Here is a 17374-nt window from a genome sequence, read left to right on the forward strand (position 1 = left end):
CAATGCGAATATTTGTCTATGGCAGTTTACGACAGAAACAAGGCAACAGTCACTGGATGACCAATGCCCAATTGCTTGGCGATTACCGTATCGATAACTACCAGTTGTATAGTCTGGGCCACTATCCAGGCGCAGTTCCGGGAAACGGAGCGGTATACGGTGAAGTTTATCGAATTGATAACGCCACGCTGGCCGAACTTGATGCTTTGCGCACCAGGGGCGGTGAATACGCACGCCAGTTAATCCAGACGCCTTACGGCAGCGCATGGATGTATGTATATCAACGTCCTGTTGATGGGTTAACTCTGATTGAAAGCGGTGACTGGTTAGACAGAAACCAGCCCTGAACTGAACACGCCACCCTCGGGTGGCGTTGTTTTTTTACATTCTGGCTGATGGCGCTAGCGCCGGGCATGGTGAGCTCTTATTCTGCCGTAGATCAATAATGACGCGCCGCCCAGGATAACAATGCATCCAAGAACCATAAATCCCTGCATATAGCTGCCAGTTGTCCGGTAAAAATAGCCGACCATTAGGCCTGCCAACGTACCGCCGCCGCCAGCGCCGATGCCATTAATAATACCGGAGGCTGGGCCAATCGCATGGGGTTTAACGTTCGACTGGATAATCGACCAGATATTGGGGGTAAAGCTGGCGGCATAATAACCCATCGCCAGGGTAATGAGCGTGATTTTAAAGCCTGGCGCATCGACAAATGGCAGGAGAAATAACATCACGCCGGGGATTAGTAGGCCCAGTGAAGCAATAAGTACACGTTTTTGTGTCTTATCACTGATCCATGAGATAGGGATTGCCAGTATAACCGCAGTCAGATAAGGCAGAGAACTGACCAATGCTTTACTGAATCCAGTATAGCCGAGAGAATTGACAACCATGGGGATCCATAACGTAATTCCCCAGAACAACATCCCTTGAGTGATGTAGGTAAAAATAAGGAGTAGGAAGGGGGTTCCGCCCAGCGATTCCAGGGTAAGTTTAGTTTTCTCTGTTGGCGCCGGCGCACGATAATAAGGCGCTTCTTCCTGTTTTTTCAGCATTGTTATATAAAGTGGAACCACGACAACAATGCCGATCACACCAGTGATAATAAAAACATTTCGCCAACCGAAGGCAGCATCCAGCGGGGACAAAATCATAAATCCCAGGCCTAATGCCAGGAACTGTCCATAATACTGGATAATACTGTTCGCCTGCGTCCGTTCTTTGTCTGAAAACCAGTCGCTGGCGAAGCGGGACTGCTGCGGCCAATAAATGCCTTCGGTAATGCCAAGCACCAGCCGGCAAATCAAAATAACGTACACTGACGAGGTAAATCCGACAAAAACGGTCGCAATCGACCAGATTAGCACCATCAGAATGACTATTTTTTTCGGATCGTATCGCTGGGTAAATACGCCGCCAAAAATATTTGAAAAGGCATAGCCAATAAGAAATATGGTTAATACAATGCTGGCCGTTGCGCCATCAATATTCAGGTCGTGTGTAATCGTAGGTAACGTAACGGAAAGATTAGAACGGTCAAGATAAGCAACAAAAAGGCCGAACATTAATGTCGCGCCGATCCGTAGCCATTTTTGCATTGAGGTCATTTTTCAACTCCGTTTGGCCGCGCGCCAAAATCAATTTGACGAAATAATATCTCACCGGATTTTATGGTCATTTGTGGTACCAGCACATGCGTCCCCGTGAGCGTTTCACCATGAATATCGGCAAATTCAACATGCCTGTTTTTTAATTTAAAGATGGCGATATCGGCAAATGCCCCAGGGGCCAGCGTACCAATTTCTGCTGCCATACCCATTAAAACTGCTGGGGTATGGGTACAGGCGTTAATGACATCGGTAAGCGCGACGCCGAGTGCTAAATATTTCGATAAAATCCATGGTAAGGCGTAAACAGGCCAGGCGAGTTTAGTGATGGTTGAGAGATCGCTACTGATGATATCCGGAAGAAAGCCATTGGCGATGGCCCGGCGTGCCGTGTTCATTGAAAAATGGCTGCGACCATTGGCGGCATCAAATATAACGCCTCTTTCCCTTGCCTGACGGACTTCGGCTAAGACAGCGCCTTCATCAGTAAGAATGGTGCTACCTTTGCCGTGAAACGCATGAGCGATAATATCGCCGTGGCGTAGCAAGGAGACAAGTTCTTTCATGGGAACGACGGGATGAGTCGAGTGTATTGCCACGGGGCACCTTAAATCGTTGGCAATACGAAGGGATTCAGTCAGCGGTTTTAAGCCATATTCAGCAATGTCCTCAGTCTGAACCTTGAGTTTTAATCCCTGAAGAACATTGCGATACTGGCGAAACAGCGCGTGGATCTTATTTTCATCAATATTGTCAGGATCATAATTTTCTTGTGACCAGGTTTGGCCCGGCGGCGACACGGTCAGAAACGCTTTGATTCGAACTTTACTGGCGCAAATCACCGTTCGGTAGAAGGCATCAAAGTTTGCCGTACCGGCAGAACCTGCATCCACGACGGTGGTGACGCCATTCGGCGGCATGTACATATCAGGCCTGACGCCGCCTTCCGTCGCGTCATAAAAAACATGCGCGTGATAATCGATAAGACCGGGAGTGACGATCATGCCGTCGGCATGAATAATCCGGGTCTCCGAAGTTACAGGATATTTATCGGCATCAACGATAATATCGTTAACGATGCGTAAATTGTTAATCTCATTAATATTACGAGCGGGATCGATGATATGTCCACCGGTAATTAATATATCATTTTTCATCATAATCTCTTAAAATAGTAAATAATTATGGCAGCCCTTAAAAATATATTAAAAAGTGTGTTTTGAGCGGATGTTATGTTGGATTAAAAATACAATTATTGGTAGGGAGAGCTTAGGATACCTTATTAAAAAGGTAATCGGGCTTATGCACTAAATAAGAATTTAGCGCTTGCTAATATTTAGGGCGTAAGTCCAGGGGAGTCTGGGGGCATTCACAAAATAATTATTATCTTAAGCTTTTTAGAGAAACCGTGAGCGTATTCAACCCTTTTTAATAAAAAATAAGGTAAAGTCTTATTCATTCCGTGAATGTTAAACTAATAATGATAAAAATTGTGTTCTATTCATTAGCCAATAAAAAGGCCCTCATTACTATGAGAGCCTTTATCTTGACGATTATGTAAAAGCGAACTTATTTCTTCGCTGCGCGCTCGAAGGAGGCAACGATTTCCGCTTTAGCCGCTTCGGCGTTGTCCCAACCGTCAACTTTCACCCATTTGCCTTTTTCGAGATCTTTATAATGCTCGAAGAAATGAGTGATCTGCGCTTTCAGCAGTTCCGGCAGATCGTTCACATCTTCAATGTGATCGTACTCTTTGCTCAGTTTGGTGTGCGGTACGGCAACCAGTTTCGCATCTTCACCGGATTCGTCGGTCATTTTCAGTACGCCAACCGGACGGCAACGGATGACGGCGCCTGGCTGCAGCGGGTACGGCGTCGGGACCAGAACGTCTACCGGGTCGCCGTCCAGAGACAGGGTATGGTTGATGTAACCGTAGTTGCACGGATAGAACATCGCGGTGGACATGAAGCGGTCAACGAACAGCGCGCCGCTCTCTTTGTCAACTTCGTATTTGATCGGATCTGCGTTAGCCGGGATCTCGATAACGACGTAGATATCTTCCGGCAGTTCTTTACCCGCCGGGACGTTGAGTAAGCTCATGTCTGTTTCCTTTGAATTTATGACAAACAAGTGGCGAGTATTATAGCCAACTCACGCCGAAAGTCTTCGCTTGTTTTCGTTTCCGCCTCATCTGGCGCGTCGTTGCGGAGCATGAACGACAAAGGTTAAGAACCGGAAAAATCACGGGCCTGATAAGGCAACGCCGCCATCGGACATGTTATTGCCCAATGGCGGCTTCATGCGTTATTCCGCATGGTGGTAAAGATTACGCGTCCGGGTATTCGCGGATAAAGCGTTCCACATCGTCAACCATATGGCGGTTGCCGACGAAGAACGAGCGGCGCTGGTGAAGGCTTTCCGGAATGATATCCAGAATACGTTCTTTACCATCGCTTGCTTTGCCGCCGGCCTGTTCCGCGAGGAACGCCATCGGGTTGCATTCATACAGCAGACGCAGTTTTCCCTGGGGATGGCTGGCGGTGCTGGGGTAGAGATAGATGCCGCCTTTCAGCAGGTTGCGGTGGAAATCGGCCACCAGAGAGCCAATGTAACGTGAGGTATAAGGGCGACTTGTTGAACTATCCTCTTCCTGGCAGAATTTGATGTACTTCTTCACGCCATTCGGGAATTTAATGTAGTTGCCTTCGTTAATGGAGTAGGTTTTACCCTTTTCCGGGAAACGCATACGTTCCTGGCACAGACAGAACACGCCCAACGACGGATCGTAGGTGAAAGCATGTACGCCGCAGCCAGTGGTGTAAACCAGCATGGTGGACGAGCCATACACGACATATCCCGCAGCGACCTGTTTGTTGCCGGGTTGCAGGAAATCTTCTTCGGTGACCGGCGTGCCGACGGGCGTCACGCGGCGATAAATCGAGAAAATCGTACCGACAGAGACGTTAACGTCGATGTTAGAAGAGCCATCCAGAGGGTCCATCAGCACCACATATTTCGCGTGTTCGCAGCCTTCAAAGACGACGATTTCGTCCTCTTCTTCCGATGCGATGCCCGCTACAATATCGCGCGCTTTTAGTGCAGCTTTCAGTTTCTCGTTCGCGAACAGATCGAGTTTCTGCTGAACCTCGCCCTGTACGTTCTCAGCACCGCTGGCACCCAGGATATCGACCAGACCGGCCTTGTTGATATCGCGGTGGATGATCTTGGCGCCCAATTTTATTGCCGACAGCAAAGCAGTGAGCTCACCGGTAGCCTGAGAGAACTCGTGCTGCTTTTCGACAATAAATTCACCTAACGTTTTCATAACACTTTCCCTGCAATTGATTGGAGTAAAGCGACCGTAACAATCTTAACAAACATTTCAGATGATGCGCTCAGGTGAATCGCGCCAGCAAAGTACAGATTTACCTGAAATGCGTTTCTCACTTGCCAGACATGTGCGTAAAATGGCTCGCAGATAAAAAAAGGATAGTGACGTATGCGCATTCATATTTTGGGAATTTGTGGCACTTTCATGGGGGGGCTGGCGATGCTGGCTCGCTCGCTTGGTCATGAAGTAACGGGTTCGGACGCCAATGTGTATCCGCCGATGAGTACCTTACTTGAGAAGCAAGGCATTGATCTGATCCAGGGTTATGACGCCAGCCAGCTCGATCCGCAGCCGGATCTGGTGATTATCGGCAATGCGATGACGCGCGGGAATCCGTGCGTGGAAGCGGTGCTGGAAAAAAACATTCCCTTTATGTCTGGTCCACAGTGGCTGCATGACTTTGTGTTGCGCGACCGCTGGGTACTGGCGGTCGCCGGTACCCACGGCAAAACCACGACCGCAGGCATGGCGACCTGGATACTGGAAGCGTGCGGGTACAAACCGGGCTTCGTGATCGGCGGCGTACCGGGCAACTTTGAGGTTTCCGCGCGCCTGGGCGAGAGCCCGTTCTTTGTTATCGAAGCGGATGAGTACGACTGCGCGTTCTTTGATAAACGTTCTAAATTTGTGCATTACTGCCCGCGGACGTTGATCCTCAACAACCTTGAGTTTGATCATGCCGACATCTTCGACGATCTGAAAGCGATCCAGAAGCAGTTCCACCATCTGGTGCGCATCGTGCCGGGGCAGGGGCGCATCATCTGGCCGGAAAACGACATCAACCTGAAACAGACCATGGCTCTGGGCTGCTGGAGCGAGCAGGAGCTGGTGGGCGAGCAGGGACACTGGCAGGCGAAGAAGCTGACTACGGATGCTTCCGAGTGGGAAGTGTGGCTGGACGGCGAAAAAGTCGGCGATGTGAAATGGGGCCTGGTCGGCGAACATAACATGCACAACGGTCTGATGGCGATTGCCGCCGCGCGCCACGTGGGCGTCGCGCCCGCTGAAGCGGCCAGCGCGCTGGGGTCATTTATTAACGCCCGCCGCCGTCTGGAACTGCGCGGCGAAGCGAACGGCGTGACGGTGTATGACGATTTTGCTCACCACCCGACGGCAATTCTGGCCACGCTGGCGGCGCTGCGCGGTAAAGTGGGCGGCACCGCGCGCATTATCGCAGTGCTGGAGCCGCGTTCTAACACGATGAAGATGGGGTTATGCAAGGATGACCTGGCACCGTCGTTAGGGCGTGCGGATGAAGTGTTCCTGCTGCAGCCGCCGCATATTCCGTGGCAAGTGGCGGAAGTCGCTGAAGCCTGCGTACAGCCTGCTCACTGGAGTGGCGATGTCGATACGCTGGCGGAAATGGTGGTGAAAACCGCACAGCCTGGCGATCACATCCTGGTGATGAGCAACGGCGGTTTCGGCGGCATCCATCAGAAATTGCTGGATGGGCTGGCGAAAAAAGCACTGGTTGTGGAGTAAAAAATGCCCGGTGGCGCTGCGCTTACCGGGCCTACAATAGGTACATTCCTGTAGGCCGGATAAGGCGCCAGCGCCGCCATCCGGCAGACGCTACCAACGTGTAAAATTACCCTTCGTTTTCCGCCAGCTCGCGCAGATACTGGAAGATCTGACGCGCTGATTTCGGCGGTTTGTTGCCTTCTTTCTCTTTCTTCGCATTGCGGATCAATGAACGAAGCTGTTGACGATCGGCGTGCGGCCACAGGGTCAGTACTTCGGCTACCGCGTCATCGCCTTCGACGATCAGACGATCGCGCAGATGCTCAAGCTTGTGAAACAGCACCACCTGCTGATTATGGCGGTTCTTCAGCTTGTCCAGCGCCTGGCGAATAGGTTCAACGTCGCGTTGGCGCAGCATTTTTCCGATAAGCTGCAACTGGCGGCGGCGTCCTTCCATTTTGATACGCTGGGCCAGTTCAATGGCGTCGCGCAGATCGGCGTCCAGCGGGATCTTATCCAGCGCGTTTTTCCCCAGATCCACCAGTTCCGCGCCTAGGCGTTTTAATTCCTCGGCATCGCGTTTAATTTCACTTTTACTGACCCAGATAATTTCATCGTCTTCGTCTTCGATGTCATCACCGGGAACGTCGTCGAGCCAGTCTTCGGGCTGCTTTGTCATGTCAGGCTCCTTAAAAAAGAGGCTAATGTTACCAGTTAAGATGCGCACTGAAAAACGGTTCTCTGTTAGACTTCAGAGAAACTCTCTCTACATTATGGCATTTGCAATGAAAGTAATCTCACAAGTTGAAGCGCAGCGTAAGATTCTGGAAGAAGCAGTTTCGACAGCGCTGGAGTTAGCCTCAGGCAAATCGGATGGGGCGGAAGTCGCCGTCAGCAAGACCACCGGCATTAGCGTCAGCACCCGTTATGGTGAAGTAGAGAATGTCGAATTTAATAGCGACGGCGCGCTGGGCATTACGGTGTATCACCAGAACCGCAAAGGCAGCGCCTCTTCGACGGATTTAAGCCCGCAGGCGATTGCCCGTACCGTGCAGGCCGCGCTGGATATCGCGCGTTACACGTCGCCGGACCCGTGCGCAGGCGTGGCGGACAAAGAACTGCTGGCGTTTGACGCGCCGGATCTGGACTTGTTCCACCCGGCAGAGGTTACGCCAGACGAAGCCATTGAACTGGCCGCGCGTGCGGAACAGGCTTCTCTAAAGGCGGATAAACGCATCACCAATACCGAAGGCGGGAGCTTTAACAGCCATTACGGCATTAAAGTGTTCGGCAACAGCCACGGCATGTTGCAGGGATATTGCTCCACGCGCCATTCGCTCTCAAGCTGCGTCATCGCTGAAGAGAACGGCGATATGGAGCGTGATTACGCTTACACCATCGGTCGGGCAATGGCGGATCTGCAAGCGCCGGAGTGGGTCGGGACCGAGTGCGCGCGCCGCACCTTATCCCGCCTGTCGCCGCGCAAGCTCTCCACCATGAAAGCGCCGGTCATTTTCGCCAATGAAGTGGCGACAGGGCTATTTGGTCATCTGGTCGGGGCGATTGCCGGCGGCGCGGTATACCGTAAATCCACTTTTCTGCTCGACTCGCTGGGCAAACAAATTCTGCCGGAATGGTTAACCATCGAAGAACACCCGCATCTGCTAAAAGGGCTGGCGTCTTCACCGTTCGACAGCGAAGGCGTGCGTACAGAGCGCCGGGACATTGTGAAGGATGGCGTACTGACGCAATGGTTGCTGACCAACTATTCCGCCCGCAAACTGGGGCTGAAAAGTACCGGTCATGCCGGCGGCATTCATAACTGGCGTATCGCCGGGCAGGGGCTGAACTTTGAGCAGTTACTGAAAGAGATGGGCACCGGCCTGGTGGTGACGGAACTGATGGGCCAGGGCGTCAGCGGTATTACCGGCGACTACTCCCGCGGCGCTGCGGGATTCTGGGTTGAAAATGGTGAAATCCAGTACCCGGTAAGTGAAATTACCATTGCCGGTAATTTAAAAGAGATGTGGCGTAATATTGTCACTGTGGGTGATGATATTGAAACGCGCAGTAATATACAGTGTGGTTCGGTATTGTTACCGGAGATGAAAATCGCCGGACAATAATACCCGTCATACTTCAGGCTGCAGGCGCGTTGGCTGCCTGCGACTTGAATTATTCAGGGTATTACACTTATCGTTAATAATAAAAAAGGAAGTGAGCAATGCGTAAAAGCCTGTTAGCTATTCTTGCTGTGTCATCGCTGGTATTCGGTTCGGCTGTTTTTGCTGCCGATCTTGAAGATAATATGGATATTCTCAATGATAACCTGAAAGTTGTTGAGAAAACGGATAGTGCCCCTGAACTGAAAGCGGCATTAACCAAAATGCGCGCGGCCGCGCTGGATGCTCAAAAAGCTACGCCGCCAAAGCTGGAAGATAAAGCGCCGGATAGCCCGGAAATGAAGGATTTTCGTCACGGTTTTGACATTCTGGTCGGCCAAATTGATGGCGCGCTGAAGCTGGCGAACGAAGGTAACGTTAAAGAAGCGAAAGCGGCGGCGGAAGCGCTAAAAACCACCCGCAATACGTATCATAAAAAGTATCGTTAATTTTTGTGGGATGGCGGCTTCGCTTTATCCGCAGGTCGCCATCCGGCAAAATGTAATACCCATCACACTTTCTCACTTTAGACGACAACGTCATTGTTTCGCCATTTCCTCTTTATGCCGCGATAGATCTCACACTTTCCCGGCGATAATTCATTAATGCCGCCTTTTCTGTGGCGCAGATCACCTATCCCACTCGCGTTTCCACTTCGAGGTGGAAAATAACTCGCTACAAACTTTTAACCCTTGCCGCTAGTTTTATCTCATTGCCATTAACGGGGTGAGACGCGTGGATAACGGAGCAGTAAAACACGATGCCGGTGAGCGAATTAACGAACTGGCTGAACAGGTGTTAACGCAGGTGGATGGCCTGCTGGGGAGGCATCACATTGTCCCCAATGCGGTACAGACGCAAATGCTGACCTCGCACGTTCGCGCGATGGCGCACCGGTCAATTACCGGCGAGCCTTTACCGGAAGTCGATGCCAGCTTGTTTGATGAAATCTCAGCCGAATCAATGGCGCTCGCCCGCGAAATCGTGGCGGCGTTTGGCAACCTTCCTGACGAAGAAGCCTGGCTATTATCGGTACATTTTGAAGTCGCGAAAGACAACCTCTAAGGAGCAAAAAATGGAACAGATTACCGTCGTGATTGGCGATCGCCTGGGTAAAGGCCAGAAAGTGGCGGCAGGCGTGGAAAAAGCGGGCGGTCGCGCGGTCGTCGTACCGGGCGTCGCGGCAGACATGAAGCTGGGCGATGTGATGAAAGCGGAAAACGCCACCTTCGGCATTTCATTTTGCGGCAGCGGCGGCGCGGGCGCTATCACCGCGCAAAACAAGCATGGCTACAAAGCCAAATATGGAATGCGGTCAGTGGATGAAGGCGTCACCGCTATCAATGAAGGCTGCAACGTGTTGGGTTTTGGCTTTATGGATAAAGAAGAGCTCGGCGAGCGCCTGGTGCAGGCGTGGCAAAAGAAATACGGCGCCTGATGATGAAAGAGCAATTCACCACCACGGTGAGAGTAAAAGGCAAGGGCGACGCCAAAGCACGCGCCTTTGCCGATGCGCTGAACCATGTTCAGTCGGCGGTGATGAGAGAGTCGCCGTATATCTTACTGCGTATTGAGCCACAGGATGTGCGGATTGTTCAGGCGCATGAGTCGGTGCGTAAAGAGGCCTTTCTGTTTTTCTTTTTGCGCCGGGAACGACGCACTTACAGCGTGGAGCTGGATGTGACCGTCAACGTGACCGCCATCAATCTCGACAGGGTGGATTTCGTCGCGAAACGCTGATTTTTATTAAAAAGGCATAGTTATGTTCCTGATAATACTAATTAAATCGCTCATTATCGGCGCGCTGGTCGGCGTAGGGGTGGGCGCTGGGGCTGCACGCATGTTTCACGCGCCAACCACGCAGGGGATGGGCGCGTTCCGTACGTTGGGCGAACTCAACTCTTGTGAAGGCGACCCGGCATCTCACTTCTCCTTTGGGCTGGGTTTCTTCTTTAACGCCTGGGCGTCGTCTGTGGCGGCCGGATCGTTCACCCAGGATGTCGATCACCGCATCATCCCTAACTGGGGCGCGGCGGCGCTAATGATCAAAAACCGTAACGTCGGCGAGACGCTGCACGACCCGAAAAAAATGGCGATTGCCTGCGCCGTCATCGGCATGATCGTCGTGACGTTCCTTAACCTGACCGCCTCATCCGTGCCAGAAGCGCTACAGGTGACAGCGGTTAAGGTGCTGGTACCGGCGGCAAACCTGCTGGTCAACATCGTCATGCCTGTGATCTTCTGGTTAGCGGCGATCGACGCCGGTAAAAAATCGGGCTTCTGGGCCACCGTTTTCGGCGGCGCGGCGCAGCTCATCATGGGGAACGCCGTACCGGGGCTGGTACTGGGTATTTTGATCGGTAAAGGCGTAGAAGAGAGCGGCTGGAACCATGTCACCAAAGTGATGATGGTCGCCATCGTTTTGCTGTTTGTGTTGAGCGGCTTCTTCCGCGGCTTCGACATGAAAATGATCGAGTCTTTCAACATGACGGTACCGAACTGGCTTGAACTGATCCACAACTCGCTCAGCGGCAAATAACGGAGGCCACAATGGAAGAGAATAAAGGTTTTTGGTATGCCGACTGGTCGTTCCCGATCTTTGTTGGCCTGCTCTCCTCCGGCGTTTTCGCCGGGACGCATATGTACTATCTGTACGGTATCGGCGCATTTAACGAAGTCGCTTTTGTGGCGATGTTGAAAGCGGGGATGGATACCGGCGTCTACGGCGCGGTCGCCGCTTTCGGCGCCAGCTTTTTATTTGCCCGCATTATCGAAGGTTCGCTGGTCGGGATTCTGGATATCGGCGGGGCAATTCAGACTGGCGTGGGCTTAGGGGTTCCGGCGTTACTGCTGGGGGCTGGCTTTGTCTTCCCGGTGGCGAACTTTATCGCTTCGCTGATAACCGGTCTGGTGATTGGCCTGGCGATTGGCTACATCATTATTCTGGCGCGTAAGTTCACCATCAATCAGAGCGACTCCACGTACGGGGCGGACGTCATGATGGGGGCTGGTAACACTTCAGGCCGTTTTCTGGGGCCGTTGATTATCCTCAGCGCCATGACGGCATCGATTCCTATTGGTCTGGGCTCTCTGGTGGGCGCGCTGCTGTTTTATATCTGGCAGAAGCCGATTACCGGCGGCGCGATTTTAGGCGCGATGATCCTCGGTTCCATCTTCCCGATTGCGATTAGCTAACTGTTGATTTGTAGGCCGGATAAGGCGGTTGCGCCGCCATCCGGCAAAGGAGAGAACGATGTTTGATTTACTCCTGCGCCATGCGTGTCTGGTCGATGACACGCTGACTAATATTGCCCTGCAAGATGGCAAAATCGCGGCGTTGGGTGACGTTGATGGCCCGGCGGTGAAAACCATTGACCTGCGCGGCGAGTGTTACGTTAGTGCGGGTTGGATTGATTCTCATGTTCACTGCTACCCAAAATCGCCGATTTATTTCGATGAGCCGGATAGTATCGGCATCGCGACGGGGGTGACGACGGTGATTGATGCCGGCAGCACTGGCGCAGATGATATTGACGATTTTTACACCCTGACCCGTCAGGCGACCACCGACGTTTATGCGCTATTGAATATTTCCCGCGTCGGGCTGATAGCTCAGAATGAACTGGCTAACATGGCCAATATTGACGCCGATGCGGTCCGACAGGCGGTAAAACGCCACCCGGATTTTATCGTCGGCCTCAAGGCGCGGATGAGCAGCAGCGTGGTAGGCGTTAACGGCATCACGCCGCTGGAACGCGCTAAAGCCATGCAGCAAGAAAACGGCAACCTGCCGTTGATGGTGCATATTGGCAATAACCCGCCGGATCTGGACGAAATCGCGGAGCGTCTGACGGCGGGCGATATCATTACCCACTGTTACAACGGTAAGCCGAACCGTATTCTGACGCCGGAAGGCGAGCTGCGCGCCTCGGTGACACGAGCGCTGGCGCGCGGCGTGCGTCTGGACGTCGGGCATGGTACCGCCAGCCTGAGCTTTGCGGTGGCGAAACGCGCTATTAGCCTGGGGATTTTACCGCATACCATCAGTTCCGATATCTACTGTCGTAACCGCATCAATGGCCCAGTGCATTCGCTGGCTAATGTGATGTCGAAATTCCTCGCCATCGGCATGTCGCTGCCGCAGGTCATTGCGTGCGTGACGGCCAATGCCGCCGATAGCCTGAATCTGAAAACCAAAGGTCGTCTTCAGCCTGGTCTGGATGCCGACCTGACCCTCTTTACGCTTAAACGCCAGCCCACCGTGTTGGTAGACGCGGAAAACGACAGCTTACAGGCTGAAGAATTGCTGACGCCGCTTGCCGCGATACGCGCAGGCAAGGGCTATATGACCGAACAAGGGAGCGCGGAACATGCCTTCGATTTTTGAGAAGTATCAATTAAAACAGGTGATTAACGCCTCCGGACGTATGACGGCGCTCGGCGTCTCCACGCCGCGCCCGGAAGTGATAGACGCGGCGATGGCCGGAATGAATCAGTATTTCGAGATGAAAGATCTGGTGAATAAAACTGGCGAGTACATTGCGAAATTGCTGGAGGTGGAAGGGGCGACGGTAGTCTCCTGCGCCAGTGCGGGCCTTGCCCAGTCGGTTGCCGCGGTACTGGTTCAGGACAGCGACTGGCTGCTGGAAAACCTGCACGTTACACCGATTGAAAATAACGAAATCGTCCTGCCAAAGGGCCACAACGTAAACTTTGGCGCGCCGGTGGGAACGATGGTGGCGCTGGGCGGCGGCAAACTGGTGGAAGCCGGTTACGCCAACGAATGTTCCGCCGCGCAGTTGGCGGCGGCCATTACGCCGCGCACGGCGGCTATTCTCTATATCAAATCTCACCACTGCGTACAGAAAAGTATGCTTAGTGTGGAGCAGGCTGCGGTAGTGGCACGCACGCATAATCTCCCGCTGCTTGTGGACGCGGCGGCGGAAGAAGATTTGCAGTGCTACTACCGCGTGGGCGCAGATCTCGTTATCTATAGCGGCGCGAAAGCGATTGAAGGGCCGACCAGTGGGCTGGTGATTGGTAAAACGCAGTATGTTGAGTGGGTAAAACGTCAGTCAGCGGGCATTGGCCGGGCGATGAAGGTCGGCAAAGAGGGAATTGTTGGCCTGACCTGCGCCATTGAATTGTACCTGCGGGCGCAAAAAGAGAGCGGCGCGGAGATGGTAGAAAAAATGGCGCCCTTTATCGACACGTTGAACACGTTTAACGGCGTTAGCGCCCGTGTGGTGTGGGACAGCGCCGGACGCGACATCGCGCGCACGGAAATTAAGTTTGATGAAGCCGTTACCGGCATCGCCACAGGCGAACTGGTCGACGCGCTGAAGCAAGGGGAATACGCGATTTACTTTCGCGGATACAAAGCCAACGAAGGAATTATTGAAGCGGATGTCCGCAGCGTCGATCGCGCGCAGTTAGCGATTGTGGCGCGTCGTATTGGCGAGGTGATTAATCAGGAGAAACAAGCATGAAACTGACCCCTAACTTTTACCGCGATCGCGTTTGCCTGAACGTACTGGCCGGTTCGAAAGATAACGCCCGGGAAATCTACGCGGCGGCGGAAGGTCATGTGCTGGTTGGCGTGCTCTCCAAAAACTATCCGGATGTGGCAAGCGCAGTCGCGGATATGCGTGAATATGCGGCGCTTATCGACAATGCGCTCTCCGTCGGACTGGGGGCAGGCGATCCTAACCAGTCGGCGATGGTGAGCGAAATCTCGCGTCAGGTACAGCCGCAGCATGTCAACCAGGTGTTTACCGGCGTCGGGGCCAGCCGGGCGCTGCTGGGGCAAAACGAGACGGTGGTGAACGGTCTTGTCTCGCCGACCGGCACGCCGGGACTGGTGAAAATTTCCACCGGCCCGCTAAGCAGCCGCGCTCCGGACGGCATCGTACCCATAGAAACGGCGATTGCGCTGCTCAAAGATATGGGCGGCAGCTCCGTTAAATACTTTCCGATGGGAGGACTCACCTGTCGCGACGAGTATAAAGCGGTGGCTGACGCCTGCGCCCGCCATGATTTCTGGCTGGAACCGACGGGCGGTATCGATCTGGAAAACTTCGCCGAGATTCTGCACATCGCCCTTGATGCAGGTGTAAGCAAAATCATTCCTCACATTTATAGTTCGATTATTGATAAGGTGAGCGGCAACACCCGTGCGGACGATGTGCGTCAGTTACTCGCTATCGTCCGGTCGCGTGTCGGTTAATCATGAGGAGAGAGACGTGCGATTCCCCAACCAACGTTTAGCGCAGCTATTTGCGATGCTGCAAAACGAGACGCTGCCGCAGGATGAGCTGGCGCAGCGGTTGTCGGTCTCCACGCGTACCGTTCGGGCGGATATCGCCGCGCTGAACATGTTGCTGACGCCGCATGGCGCGCAATTTACTCTCAGCCGCGGCAATGGGTATCAGCTCAAAATTGATGATCCGGCACGTTATCAATCCCTGCAAACGCAGCAATCTCCCGCCCTGGCGCGCGGTCCGCGCACCAGCCAGGAGCGGATACACTATTTGCTGGCGCGTTTTTTAACCTCCGCCTTCTCGCTGAAGCTGGAGGATTTGGCAGATGAATGGTTTGTCAGCCGTGCGACGCTGCAGAACGACATGGCGGACGTGCGCGAGCATTTGCTGCGTTATCATCTGACGCTGGAAACGCGTCCGCGTCATGGCATGAAACTGTTTGGCGGAGAGATGGCGATTCGCGCCTGTCTGACCGACCTTTTATGGACGCTGGCGCAGCAGGAGCCCTCCCATCCGTTAATTGTTAGTACCACGCTGAACACCGAGGTGTCTCAACGGCTGCAGTCTCTTTTGCCGGATATTTTCTCTCATTGTCAAATCCGCCTGACCGATGAGAGCGAACTGTTTCTGCGTTTATACTGCGCGGTGGCGGTACGGCGTATTCGCGAGGGGTATCCGTTATCGGAATGCGTGGCGGAGGAGGTCGATGAAAAGGTGCGCCATGCGGCGCATGAGATTGCGGAGCTACTACAACAGCTGGCCGACAAGCCGCTGTCGGAGCCGGAAGTAAGCTGGCTGAAGGTGCATATTGCCGCCCGCCAGGTACAGGATATTGCCCCCAGCGCCATTAATGCCGATGATGAAGAGGCGCTGGTGCGCTATATCCTCAATTTTATTAATACCCAGTACAACTATAACCTATTGAATGATAAACAGCTTCACGCGGACTTGCTGACCCACATCAAAACGATGATCACCCGCGTGCGCTACCAGATCATGATCCCCAACCCACTACTGGAAAATATTAAGCAGCACTATCCGATGGCGTGGGATATGACGTTGGCGGCGATATCGAGTTGGGGAAAATACACGCCGTATACCATTAGCGAAAACGAAATCGGTTTTCTGGTGCTGCATATTGGCGTTGGGCTGGAACGTAGTTACAACATTGGCTACCAGCGGCAGCCGCAGGTACTGCTGGTGTGCGATGCTGGTAATGCGATGGTGCGGATGATTGAAGCGGTACTGGCGCGGAAATACCCGCAGATTGAGATTGCCCGCACTCTGACACTACGCGACTATGAGGCGCGGGACAGTATTGTGGAGGATTTTGTGATTTCCACAGCGCGGATCGGCGAAAAAGATAAGCCGGTCATCATGATCGCGCCCTTTCCTACCGACTATCAATTGGAGCAGATCGGTAAGCTGGTGCTGGTGGACAGAACCCGTCCGTGGATGCTGGATAAATATTTCGATGCCTCGCATTTTCGCATTGTGGAAGGGGAAATAGATCAACAGACGCTGTTTAAAACGCTGTGCGATCAGTTGCATGAGGAAGGCTTTGTTGATGCGGCGTTTCTCGATTCGGTTATTGAACGTGAAGCTATCGTCAGTACGTTATTAGGCGACGGGATTGCCTTGCCACACGCGCTGGGGCTGCTGGCGAAGAAAACGGTGGTTTATACGGTGCTCGCGCCACAGGGGATTGTCTGGGGTGACGAAACGGCGCACGTTATTTTTTTACTCGCCATCAGCAAAAGTGAATATGAAGAGGCGATGGCCATCTACGATATTTTCGTCACTTTCCTGCGTGAACGCGCCATGACGCGCCTCTGCGCATGTCTGAATTTTACGCAATTTAAAACGGTCGCGATGGAGTGCGTGAGTCGTTTTTGAGAGGCGTTATCCAGAATTCGATGTAATGCGAATGTAATGCTAAACTGCATTACACATTCGATTTTACTGGAGGCATAATGGCCACGCTGAACGTCCGTCTGGATGACAAACTCAAAAATGAGGCTTATGCCGTGCTGGAAAAACTGAACATTACTCCAACGGAAGCCGTGCGATTACTGTTCCAGTACGTCGCGGAAACGGGGCGCATGCCAGTGAAAACTGTCACTCTTAGCGACAATGAAGATGCACTGATTCAGACAGTTCGGGAGAGGCTGTCTAGTCCGCAAAAGGGAATCAAGGTTAGTCTGGATGACTTATGAACTGGAATTCGACCCGAGGGCCTTAAAAGAGTGGCATAAGCTGGGCGATACGGTGAAGGCTCAGCTTAAGAAAAAGTTGGCTGATGTGCTATTGAACCCCAGAATCGACTCTGCCCGTTTAAACGGTCTTCCTGACTGCTATAAAATTAAGCTTAAATCGTCCGGTTATCGTCTGGTGTACCAGGTTCGGGATGACGTTGTGATTGTGTTTGTTGTCGCGGTCGGCAAGCGAGAACATTCAGCCGTCTATCACGATGCAAACAAACGGCTTTAG

Annotated in this window: 20 protein-coding genes; 15 read left to right on the forward strand and 5 right to left on the reverse strand. The window is 52.9% G+C overall.

What is annotated here, in order from left to right:
* The first annotated feature begins 2 nt into the window (after positions 1 to 2).
* Positions 3 to 347 (forward strand): gamma-glutamylcyclotransferase family protein, encoded by a 345-nt coding sequence (locus tag NA389_RS05070; RefSeq protein ID WP_001219167.1) that lies wholly within the window; start codon positions 3 to 5, stop codon positions 345 to 347.
* A gap of 54 nt (positions 348 to 401) precedes the next feature.
* On the opposite strand, the gene NA389_RS05075 is transcribed toward NA389_RS05070, so the two are convergent.
* The 4 genes from NA389_RS05075 to fbp all read right to left on the reverse strand — a co-directional run bounded on the left by NA389_RS05075 (position 402) and on the right by fbp (position 4935).
* The gene (locus NA389_RS05075; RefSeq protein ID WP_000203131.1) at positions 402 to 1610 is read right to left on the reverse strand and encodes an MFS transporter; all 1209 of its coding nucleotides are present in this window, start codon (positions 1608 to 1610) and stop codon (positions 402 to 404) included.
* Positions 1607 to 2770: a metallo-dependent hydrolase gene (locus NA389_RS05080; protein ID WP_000977212.1), complete on the reverse strand. Its 1164-nt coding sequence runs from the start codon at positions 2768 to 2770 to the stop codon at positions 1607 to 1609. Before NA389_RS05080 ends, NA389_RS05075 begins: the two co-directional genes overlap by 4 nt.
* Before the next feature lie 409 nt (positions 2771 to 3179).
* A complete protein-coding gene (ppa, locus tag NA389_RS05085) occupies positions 3180 to 3710 on the reverse strand; it encodes an inorganic diphosphatase (RefSeq protein ID WP_000055078.1) in 531 nt (176 codons plus the stop codon).
* Positions 3711 to 3936: 226 nt separating this feature from the next.
* The gene (fbp, locus tag NA389_RS05090; RefSeq protein WP_000853764.1) at positions 3937 to 4935 is read right to left on the reverse strand and encodes a class 1 fructose-bisphosphatase; all 999 of its coding nucleotides are present in this window, start codon (positions 4933 to 4935) and stop codon (positions 3937 to 3939) included.
* A 174-nt stretch (positions 4936 to 5109) separates the two neighbouring features.
* Here fbp and mpl point away from each other — a divergent pair, with 174 nt between their 5' ends.
* A complete protein-coding gene (gene mpl / locus NA389_RS05095; RefSeq protein ID WP_001219832.1) occupies positions 5110 to 6483 on the forward strand; it encodes a UDP-N-acetylmuramate:L-alanyl-gamma-D-glutamyl-meso-diaminopimelate ligase in 1374 nt (457 codons plus the stop codon).
* A gap of 106 nt (positions 6484 to 6589) precedes the next feature.
* On the opposite strand, the gene yjgA is transcribed toward mpl, so the two are convergent.
* Positions 6590 to 7141, reverse strand: coding sequence for a ribosome biogenesis factor YjgA (gene yjgA / locus NA389_RS05100; protein WP_000166287.1), 552 nt, complete (start codon positions 7139 to 7141; stop codon positions 6590 to 6592).
* A gap of 94 nt (positions 7142 to 7235) precedes the next feature.
* On the opposite strand from yjgA, the gene pmbA reads away from it, so the two are divergent.
* From pmbA to NA389_RS05165, 13 genes are all read left to right on the forward strand, one after another.
* Positions 7236 to 8588: a metalloprotease PmbA gene (pmbA, locus tag NA389_RS05105; RefSeq protein WP_000852997.1), complete on the forward strand. Its 1353-nt coding sequence runs from the start codon at positions 7236 to 7238 to the stop codon at positions 8586 to 8588.
* Positions 8589 to 8686: 98 nt separating this feature from the next.
* A complete protein-coding gene (gene cybC / locus NA389_RS05110) occupies positions 8687 to 9073 on the forward strand; it encodes a cytochrome b562 (protein WP_001232231.1) in 387 nt (128 codons plus the stop codon).
* Positions 9074 to 9350: 277 nt separating this feature from the next.
* Positions 9351 to 9689 (forward strand): glycine dehydrogenase, encoded by a 339-nt coding sequence (locus tag NA389_RS05115; RefSeq protein ID WP_001255103.1) that lies wholly within the window; start codon positions 9351 to 9353, stop codon positions 9687 to 9689.
* Positions 9690 to 9699: 10 nt separating this feature from the next.
* Positions 9700 to 10062 carry an SFCGS family glycine-rich protein gene (locus tag NA389_RS05120; RefSeq protein WP_000435389.1) on the forward strand — a complete coding sequence of 121 codons (363 nt, stop codon included), beginning with the start codon at positions 9700 to 9702 and terminating at the stop codon, positions 10060 to 10062.
* Entirely contained in the window at positions 10062 to 10364 is a 303-nt protein-coding gene (locus NA389_RS05125; protein WP_000975187.1) for a DUF4312 family protein, read from the forward strand. Before NA389_RS05120 ends, NA389_RS05125 begins: the two co-directional genes overlap by 1 nt.
* A gap of 22 nt (positions 10365 to 10386) precedes the next feature.
* Entirely contained in the window at positions 10387 to 11163 is a 777-nt protein-coding gene (locus NA389_RS05130) for a DUF4311 domain-containing protein (RefSeq protein WP_000478578.1), read from the forward strand.
* 11 nt (positions 11164 to 11174) lie between these two features.
* Positions 11175 to 11819 carry a DUF4310 family protein gene (locus tag NA389_RS05135; protein WP_000392127.1) on the forward strand — a complete coding sequence of 215 codons (645 nt, stop codon included), beginning with the start codon at positions 11175 to 11177 and terminating at the stop codon, positions 11817 to 11819.
* A gap of 58 nt (positions 11820 to 11877) precedes the next feature.
* Positions 11878 to 13011 carry an amidohydrolase/deacetylase family metallohydrolase gene (locus NA389_RS05140; RefSeq protein WP_000459926.1) on the forward strand — a complete coding sequence of 378 codons (1134 nt, stop codon included), beginning with the start codon at positions 11878 to 11880 and terminating at the stop codon, positions 13009 to 13011.
* On the forward strand, positions 12995 to 14113 hold the full coding sequence (locus tag NA389_RS05145; RefSeq protein ID WP_001139190.1) for a DgaE family pyridoxal phosphate-dependent ammonia lyase: 1119 nt from the start codon (positions 12995 to 12997) through the stop codon (positions 14111 to 14113). The genes NA389_RS05140 and NA389_RS05145 overlap by 17 nt, the downstream gene beginning before the upstream one ends.
* Positions 14110 to 14850 (forward strand): 2-dehydro-3-deoxy-phosphogluconate aldolase, encoded by a 741-nt coding sequence (gene dagF, locus NA389_RS05150; RefSeq protein WP_000779254.1) that lies wholly within the window; start codon positions 14110 to 14112, stop codon positions 14848 to 14850. The genes NA389_RS05145 and dagF overlap by 4 nt, the downstream gene beginning before the upstream one ends.
* A 16-nt stretch (positions 14851 to 14866) precedes the next feature.
* Positions 14867 to 16780 (forward strand): BglG family transcription antiterminator, encoded by a 1914-nt coding sequence (locus NA389_RS05155; protein WP_001212134.1) that lies wholly within the window; start codon positions 14867 to 14869, stop codon positions 16778 to 16780.
* A gap of 77 nt (positions 16781 to 16857) precedes the next feature.
* Positions 16858 to 17100 carry a type II toxin-antitoxin system RelB/DinJ family antitoxin gene (locus tag NA389_RS05160; RefSeq protein ID WP_000212722.1) on the forward strand — a complete coding sequence of 81 codons (243 nt, stop codon included), beginning with the start codon at positions 16858 to 16860 and terminating at the stop codon, positions 17098 to 17100.
* On the forward strand, positions 17090 to 17374 hold the full coding sequence (locus NA389_RS05165; protein WP_000220578.1) for a type II toxin-antitoxin system RelE family toxin: 285 nt from the start codon (positions 17090 to 17092) through the stop codon (positions 17372 to 17374). The genes NA389_RS05160 and NA389_RS05165 overlap by 11 nt, the downstream gene beginning before the upstream one ends.

Origin of the sequence: Salmonella sp. NW645, assembly GCF_051703725.1 — a bacterium.
GTDB lineage: Bacteria > Pseudomonadota > Gammaproteobacteria > Enterobacterales > Enterobacteriaceae > Salmonella > Salmonella enterica.

What these genes read in the sequence shown, in the direction of transcription:
- dagF (WP_000779254.1), top strand. Translation starts at nt 14,110, where the DNA reads ATGAAACTGACCCCTAACTTTTACCGCGATCGCGTTTGCCTGAACGTA.
- mpl (WP_001219832.1), top strand. Translation starts at nt 5,110, where the DNA reads ATGCGCATTCATATTTTGGGAATTTGTGGCACTTTCATGGGGGGGCTG.
- NA389_RS05125 (WP_000975187.1), top strand. Translation starts at nt 10,062, where the DNA reads ATGATGAAAGAGCAATTCACCACCACGGTGAGAGTAAAAGGCAAGGGC.
- NA389_RS05135 (WP_000392127.1), top strand. Translation starts at nt 11,175, where the DNA reads ATGGAAGAGAATAAAGGTTTTTGGTATGCCGACTGGTCGTTCCCGATC.
- NA389_RS05075 (WP_000203131.1), bottom strand. Translation starts at nt 1,610, where the DNA reads ATGACCTCAATGCAAAAATGGCTACGGATCGGCGCGACATTAATGTTC.
- yjgA (WP_000166287.1), bottom strand. Translation starts at nt 7,141, where the DNA reads ATGACAAAGCAGCCCGAAGACTGGCTCGACGACGTTCCCGGTGATGAC.
- fbp (WP_000853764.1), bottom strand. Translation starts at nt 4,935, where the DNA reads ATGAAAACGTTAGGTGAATTTATTGTCGAAAAGCAGCACGAGTTCTCT.
- NA389_RS05130 (WP_000478578.1), top strand. Translation starts at nt 10,387, where the DNA reads ATGTTCCTGATAATACTAATTAAATCGCTCATTATCGGCGCGCTGGTC.
- NA389_RS05140 (WP_000459926.1), top strand. Translation starts at nt 11,878, where the DNA reads ATGTTTGATTTACTCCTGCGCCATGCGTGTCTGGTCGATGACACGCTG.
- NA389_RS05160 (WP_000212722.1), top strand. Translation starts at nt 16,858, where the DNA reads ATGGCCACGCTGAACGTCCGTCTGGATGACAAACTCAAAAATGAGGCT.
- NA389_RS05165 (WP_000220578.1), top strand. Translation starts at nt 17,090, where the DNA reads ATGACTTATGAACTGGAATTCGACCCGAGGGCCTTAAAAGAGTGGCAT.
- NA389_RS05120 (WP_000435389.1), top strand. Translation starts at nt 9,700, where the DNA reads ATGGAACAGATTACCGTCGTGATTGGCGATCGCCTGGGTAAAGGCCAG.
- NA389_RS05145 (WP_001139190.1), top strand. Translation starts at nt 12,995, where the DNA reads ATGCCTTCGATTTTTGAGAAGTATCAATTAAAACAGGTGATTAACGCC.
- pmbA (WP_000852997.1), top strand. Translation starts at nt 7,236, where the DNA reads ATGGCATTTGCAATGAAAGTAATCTCACAAGTTGAAGCGCAGCGTAAG.
- cybC (WP_001232231.1), top strand. Translation starts at nt 8,687, where the DNA reads ATGCGTAAAAGCCTGTTAGCTATTCTTGCTGTGTCATCGCTGGTATTC.
- NA389_RS05080 (WP_000977212.1), bottom strand. Translation starts at nt 2,770, where the DNA reads ATGATGAAAAATGATATATTAATTACCGGTGGACATATCATCGATCCC.
- ppa (WP_000055078.1), bottom strand. Translation starts at nt 3,710, where the DNA reads ATGAGCTTACTCAACGTCCCGGCGGGTAAAGAACTGCCGGAAGATATC.
- NA389_RS05070 (WP_001219167.1), top strand. Translation starts at nt 3, where the DNA reads ATGCGAATATTTGTCTATGGCAGTTTACGACAGAAACAAGGCAACAGT.